At 33.1% G+C, this 6346-nt stretch carries 6 protein-coding genes; 4 read left to right on the top strand and 2 right to left on the bottom strand.

Going from position 1 to position 6346, the window contains the following annotated elements; genetic code table 11:
* Nucleotides 1–157 precede the first annotated feature (157 nt).
* Nucleotides 158–760, top strand: a complete 603-nt coding sequence (locus Q4Q55_RS09360) for a hypothetical protein (RefSeq protein WP_303372546.1) — start codon at nucleotides 158–160, stop codon at nucleotides 758–760.
* 45 nt (nucleotides 761–805) lie between these two features.
* On the opposite strand, the gene Q4Q55_RS09355 is transcribed toward Q4Q55_RS09360, so the two are convergent.
* Together Q4Q55_RS09355 and Q4Q55_RS09350 are read right to left on the bottom strand one after the other, a co-directional pair.
* On the bottom strand, nucleotides 806–1273 hold the full coding sequence (locus Q4Q55_RS09355; RefSeq protein WP_303372545.1) for a hypothetical protein: 468 nt from the start codon (nucleotides 1271–1273) through the stop codon (nucleotides 806–808).
* 8 nt (nucleotides 1274–1281) lie between these two features.
* The gene (locus Q4Q55_RS09350) at nucleotides 1282–2952 is read right to left on the bottom strand and encodes a glutamate--tRNA ligase (RefSeq protein WP_303372544.1); all 1671 of its coding nucleotides are present in this window, start codon (nucleotides 2950–2952) and stop codon (nucleotides 1282–1284) included.
* 187 nt (nucleotides 2953–3139) lie between these two features.
* Between Q4Q55_RS09350 and Q4Q55_RS09345 the strand changes: the two genes are divergently transcribed.
* From Q4Q55_RS09345 to Q4Q55_RS09335, 3 genes are read left to right on the top strand one after another with little or no spacing between them, the layout of a single operon-like run.
* Nucleotides 3140–4255 carry a hypothetical protein gene (locus Q4Q55_RS09345; protein ID WP_303372543.1) on the top strand — a complete coding sequence of 372 codons (1116 nt, stop codon included), beginning with the start codon at nucleotides 3140–3142 and terminating at the stop codon, nucleotides 4253–4255.
* Nucleotide 4256: 1 nt separating this feature from the next.
* Nucleotides 4257–5267, top strand: a complete 1011-nt coding sequence (locus Q4Q55_RS09340) for an aldo/keto reductase (RefSeq protein WP_303372542.1) — start codon at nucleotides 4257–4259, stop codon at nucleotides 5265–5267.
* Between the two features lie 2 nt (nucleotides 5268–5269).
* Nucleotides 5270–6082 carry a class I SAM-dependent methyltransferase gene (locus Q4Q55_RS09335; protein WP_303372541.1) on the top strand — a complete coding sequence of 271 codons (813 nt, stop codon included), beginning with the start codon at nucleotides 5270–5272 and terminating at the stop codon, nucleotides 6080–6082.
* Nucleotides 6083–6346 lie beyond the last annotated feature (264 nt).

The raw sequence follows: 6346 nt of genomic DNA, 5'->3' as shown, positions 1-6346 counted from the left end.
AAAAACATTACCATCAAAACATCTTATGTGAAAAAGTTATATTAATTTAATTATTTATTAATAACTCTCTCTTTTTTATTTTTAATTCAACAAACCAAAATAGTCTACTTATTTTAAAAAAAAAGGTTTATCTAAGTTAAACATTAAATCTATTATTATGAGTTTTAAAAAAAAATTTTCTCTTGCAATGGTTGATTCAGAAAAAATAGAAGATGTAAACAAAATTGTAATCCAACATGCAACTTCTGCCATACAATTTTCTTCATATTACTATTTTAATGTTTTTCCATCAGACATTGACGATTTTGACTTGGATATGGTATTTTTTGATTTGGAATCTGAAAATGAATCCGGTTTGGATAAAAAATTAAAAGACTTGATTGAATCATTAAACAGCCTAAACACATTATATTCAATTAGAGACGAATGCACTAAAGAACTGATTGTGGAAATTGAAAATGTGATTGCACTCCATATTAAATTTGACAATGTTAAAATCATAAAAGAGGGAACATATAAAAAGATTGATGAACTAAATCATTTAAAAACAGAATTTGGTTTTTGTAAAAGTTATAATCCAAATTTTAGAGCAATTGAAAATACTTCAATTGAGAACATGAAAATTGAACATGAAATTATTTTCTTATTCTCTGACTCCGCAGAAAATCTTTCACAATTAAAGATATTGATTAGTGAAAAAATAATGCAAATCGACTCAAATTTTGAAATAGAATTAAAACCATTTGAATTTATAGATTAATAAGCCAAAAATTAAAAAAATATGAAAAAAGGATTTAATAGAGAATTAATCGTCTTTATTTAATCTATATCCTCCATTTTCAACAATATATTTTGGAACAACTATCTTTAAAGAACGGATGATGTCCAAATAAAAATCATCCAATTCTCTATCTGCATAAGGGTAGGTGTATTCAAAAATATAGAGATTATTATCTTCAACATATAAGAATTCGTTGCGACGAATCTCATTTTCACCATCAGAGAATGAAGATATGATTACATAATATATATTTCCATTAATTACTATGAAATCTGAATTTATTATTTCAATCTTGTCATTGCCTTTAAGATTATCTTCAATTCCTTCCATTATCTCTGGAAGTCCTGATAATGTAGGTGTTGTTGAAAACTTTATAGACATTGGAATTTTAGTATTCACCAAATATAAATCTGTGAATTCATCTTTTGGAGGAATTTGATTAAAGTCATTCGGCATTTGAAGTGTTGAAAACCCGTTTGAAAACATTACCATCTTTTCACCTACTTATGAGCATAATAAAATATTAATTCATCATCTTTTATTTCATCTAAACGAGCAAATCCAACCCTTTCAAACTGAACGATATCTCCAACTTTTAAATCTTTGAGTGCTGCTTCACCAAGACCTTCTTTGATTGATGCATCATCCATGACGATTTTAACATTGATGTTCTTTTCAGTTGGAACCCATTGAATAATTCTCGCTTTTACCGCTCTTGCATCTTCAAATGAAGTTGAATGATAACTGATTTGATTATCCTTAATTTCAACATTAACAGCATCCATCAGTCTAAATATTCCATCATTGATATCCTCATTAGCCAAGTATGCTTTTCCGTCAAATGGTAAAACTCTGTTTCCCCTATCCAAATGGTCTGCATGAAGTGGTCTTTCAATATCAACTTTTCCATCACTGTAGCCCTCAACTTCAATCAATTTAGGGTTTTCACAGAAGAAATATCTATTAGCGACAGGTTCCAAGAAGTTACGATTCAATCCGTAAATCTTTTTCCAACTGATTGCTGAGTCAGCCATTTTAACACCAATTTCGGTGATTAAATTATAGATAGTTCTTGGATCGATTCCTCGTCTTGCAATAGCTCTTAAAGTTCCAAGTCTAGGGTCATCCCATCCGGAATATGTTCCGTCTTCAATTCCTGCCATCGCTTTAGATGTACTGAGTGCAATGTCTTCCATTTTAAGTCTGCCGTAATGGATGAATTCAGGTAAATCCCATCCCATGTGATCATATAGGTATTTTTGTTTTTCACTGTTAGCCAGATGGTCTTTTCCTCTTAAAACATGAGTCATTCCCATCAGATGGTCATCGACTGCAACGGAAAAGTTCATCATTGGGTAGATTCTGTATTTTGTTCCTAAACGAGGATGAGTTTCATCAACCAATCTCATGGCAACCCAGTCACGGATTGCAGGGTTTTTGTGATTGATATCAGTTTTAACTCTTAGCACCGCTTCACCAGCTTCCATAGTGTCAAATTTTTCCCATAACTCCAGGTTTTCTTCAACACTATTATCGCGACATGGACAAGCTTTACAGTTATCCTTAAGCTCTTTAAAAACTGCACCCTCACAGGTACACATGTAAGCTGCGCCTTTTTCAATTAATTGACGAGCATAATCATAATATATCTCAAATCTGTCTGATTGATAAATTACTTCATCAGGTTTGATTCCCAACCATTGCAGATCTTCCGGAATCATATCATAAGCAGGTTCAAATACCCTTTTTGGATCTGTATCCTCTATCCTTAAAATTAATTTACCATTATGTCTTTTTACATATTCTGCATTTGGAACCGCTGCACGGGAGTGACCTATGTGCAATGGTCCGCTTGGGTTTGGAGCAAACCTTAAAACAATATTTTCATGGGTTCCCGGAAGTTCTTGAAGACCTGCTTCTTTTGCTTTAGGCTTTTTATCTTGAACTTCAACACCATATTTTTTCATTTCTGCTTCTTGCTCTTCTGGGCTTAAAGCATTAACTTTAGCTACAATTTTACCGGACATCGGCCCGATTTCTTTTGCTTTGCTTCTGAGTTCAGGTTCGTTTGACATTATTGAACCCATTACTGCACCGGGATTTGCGCTTCCTTTATGTTTGGCTGCATTCAGCAAAGCATGTTTATAAATAATTTCTTCTAAATCATTCATTTAATCATCACATTTAATTATTTAATAAAAATAAGCAACAAGTGGTTTTTTAACCTACTCATTAATCAATAGTAATATTTGAAATTTGGTATAAAAATAGTTAATGTTTTGATTAAAATTATATTAAACAAAAATCAAAATTTTAAACAATACATTAAAAGTATTGAGTTAAGATTAGGTGTTGGATATGGAGAATAATTTCAGATATCTCGATGAACTAATCCACAGCGATACCAACGAGATTGTTTTGGATGCAGACATCGTTTTAAGTGAAGATGATGAAGTCAGATACCCGGAAGGCATTGAATTGGATGTTGATGATTTGGTTATTGATGGAAACGGACACACAATAGATGCAAAAGGAAAAACACGAATATTTACATGTACCGGTGAAAACAATATCATAAAAAACATTACATTGAAAAATGGATTTTCCGGAGAAAACGGCGGTGCGATAATTATAGAAGAAAGTGAACTGAGCATTATAGAATCCGCACTTAGCAACAACTCAGCAAGTGAAGATGGTGGAGCAATACACAGTGATGATGGCACCTTAATCTTAAAGAAATCAATATTTTATGAAAACATCGCAGGAGATTTCGGCGGAGCAATCAACAACTGGGGTGATTTGACCGTTGAAGAGACCACATTCAGACAGAACAGAGCAAAGCATGGTGGAGCCATATCCAATGTAGATGGAAAATTAAACATAATCAAATCCAACATCACACAAAACATGGCAAACAAAGCCGGAGCCATATTCAATACTGACAGTGAACTGACAATTACCCAATCCATAATCAATGAAAACACAGCAGAAGATGGAGGGGCGATACTTAATGAGGATTATGGCACCATAATTATTGAATCCACATTTAACAGCAACACCGCAAAAAATGACGGCGGAGCCATACACAATTCTTATGAGTTAACCATAATAGAATCCGCACTAAACAATAACACGGCAAAAAATGACGGCGGAGCCATACGCAACCACAGGGCAGACATAAATATCACAAAATCCGAATTCAACAATAATCTTGCAAAGAGAAATGGTGGAGTCATGCACAACTATGACAGCGAGTTGCGCATTTCGGAATCACTATTCAATGAAAATATGGCAGATTTTGGTGGATCAATATACAATGACAAAAGCATTTTAAGCATTGATGAATCTATACTGCGTAAAAATGTTGCAAACAACAACGGCGGAGCAATAAAATTAATAAATTCAAAATATGAACCAAACAATTGCATTTTTAAAGACAATAAACCCCATGATGTTAATGAGGAGGACAGTTAAAATGAGGCTTGGAAAAACTAATTTGGAAGTGAATAAAAATGGATTTGGTGCATTACCAATCCAGAGATGCACAATGGATGAGGCAGTTGAAATACTTAAAAAGGCATATTCCAATGGAATCAACTTTTTTGATACTGCACATTTCTACACCGACAGCGAAGAAAAAATGGGAAATGCCTTTGAAGGAATTCCCCGTGAAGAAATTTATCTTGCAAGTAAAACTGCAGCAGAAACTCCTGAAGAGTTTTGGAGCGATTTAAAAACATCCCTTAAAAGTTTAAAGACAGATTACTTGGATTTATACCAATTTCATAACATATCATTTGTTCCCAAAGAAGATGATGAACTATTTAAAGCAATGTTTGAAGCAAAAGAAAAGGGAATGATCAATCATATCGGTATTACCACACACAAAATCACATTTGCCCATGAAGCAATCAAAAGCGGCCTTTATGAAACACTGCAATACCCCTTTTCATATTTGAGTGGAAACGAAGAAATAGAACTTGTTCAAAAATGCGAAAGATTGGATGTTGGATTCATTGCAATGAAGGCAATGGGCGGAGGACTGATAACCAATTCAAGGGCGAGCTTTGCATTCCTGAACCAATTTGATAATGTTCTACCGATTTGGGGAATCCAAAAGCTTGAGGAACTCGATGAATTCCTATCATATGATGAAAATACACTTTTAGATGACAATCTGAAATCTGCGATTGAAGAAGATAAAAATGAACTTGGAGAGAACTTCTGTAGAGGATGCGCATACTGTATGCCCTGTACAGAGGAAATCAACATCAGCTTATGTGCTCGGATGTCCCTTTGGATTAGAAGATTTCCTGCCGAGCCATATCTAACCGAGGAGTATCAGGAAATGATGGATAAAACATTGAGCTGTACTGAATGCTACAGTTGTGTAGATAACTGCCCATACGAGTTGGATATACCCGAACTTTTAAAAGAAAACTATAAAGACTATCAAAATGTATTATCCGGAAAAACAAAGGTGTAAAAATGAAACAATGCATTGAAAATCCAAATGATGTCGATTGGGTAAGTTTTTGGGCTGAAAGATTAGAAGGTAAAGTAAATAAAGACTGGGATAAAGCAGCTCCGGGTTTTTTTAAAAGAACAAGAAAAGAAGATTACCAGACTGCACTATTTGATAAATTAATTCTGGAAGAAGATGACACTGTTCTGGATGTCGGTTGCGGTGAAGGGTCAATAACCGTACCACTCGCCAAAAAAGTTAAAAAAGTAACCGGACTTGATTCATCACCAAAAATGTTGGAATATTTAGAAAAAAGAGCTAAAGACAATGATATTAACAATATCGAAACTATTTTAAAACCTATTGAGGAAATAAAACATGAAGAAATTGGAAATGTTGATGTTGTGGTCTGTTCAAGGTCTTTAAACGGAATTATCCCAATCGATGAAGTTTTATGTGAATTGAATAAAATTGCAAACAAATACGTATTCATAACTATCTTTGGTCCTGAAAATAAAAAGATTGAAAAAGATTTTGATAAGGAACTGGGCATTAAAACTGAAGATTTTCCGGATTACAACTATTTCTTTAATATACTATTTAATAGGGGAATTTATGCAAATATTGAACGTTTTGACCTGAATAATTATCGTGAATACGATAGCATTGATGAAGCAATGGACAACGGCAAATTCAGACTTGATTTATACAGTGACACTCAAAAGGAGCAGTTGAGAAAATATCTCGAAAGAATTCTCACTTATGATGAAAAAACAGGAAAATACTATAATCTGAAAGATAAAGCAGATTGGATAATGGTTTGGTGGAAAAAATAGAAAAAAATAAAATGAAATTAATCTGACTTAATCATGGTTTAGATTATGTCTACAAATGATATTATCAAATATTAGTTTCAATCTTTTACAATTCAAAAGAATATCATAAGTCAAAAATCAACCTTATTCTTCATGATTAAACTTAAAAATAACTTTGTCGCTGAATTTGAAAACATTTTTACCGATAGTGAACTCAACAGTAGGCACACAAATAGTAATTTGTCTGCCTAGTGATTTGATTGTGAAAAATGAATCATGAAGTTA

This window comes from Methanobrevibacter sp. (assembly GCF_030539555.1).
In the GTDB taxonomy this organism is placed as follows: domain Archaea; phylum Methanobacteriota; class Methanobacteria; order Methanobacteriales; family Methanobacteriaceae; genus Methanocatella.
Note: the sequence above shows the minus strand (reverse complement) of the source record. Positions and strands in the feature narration are given on the sequence as shown.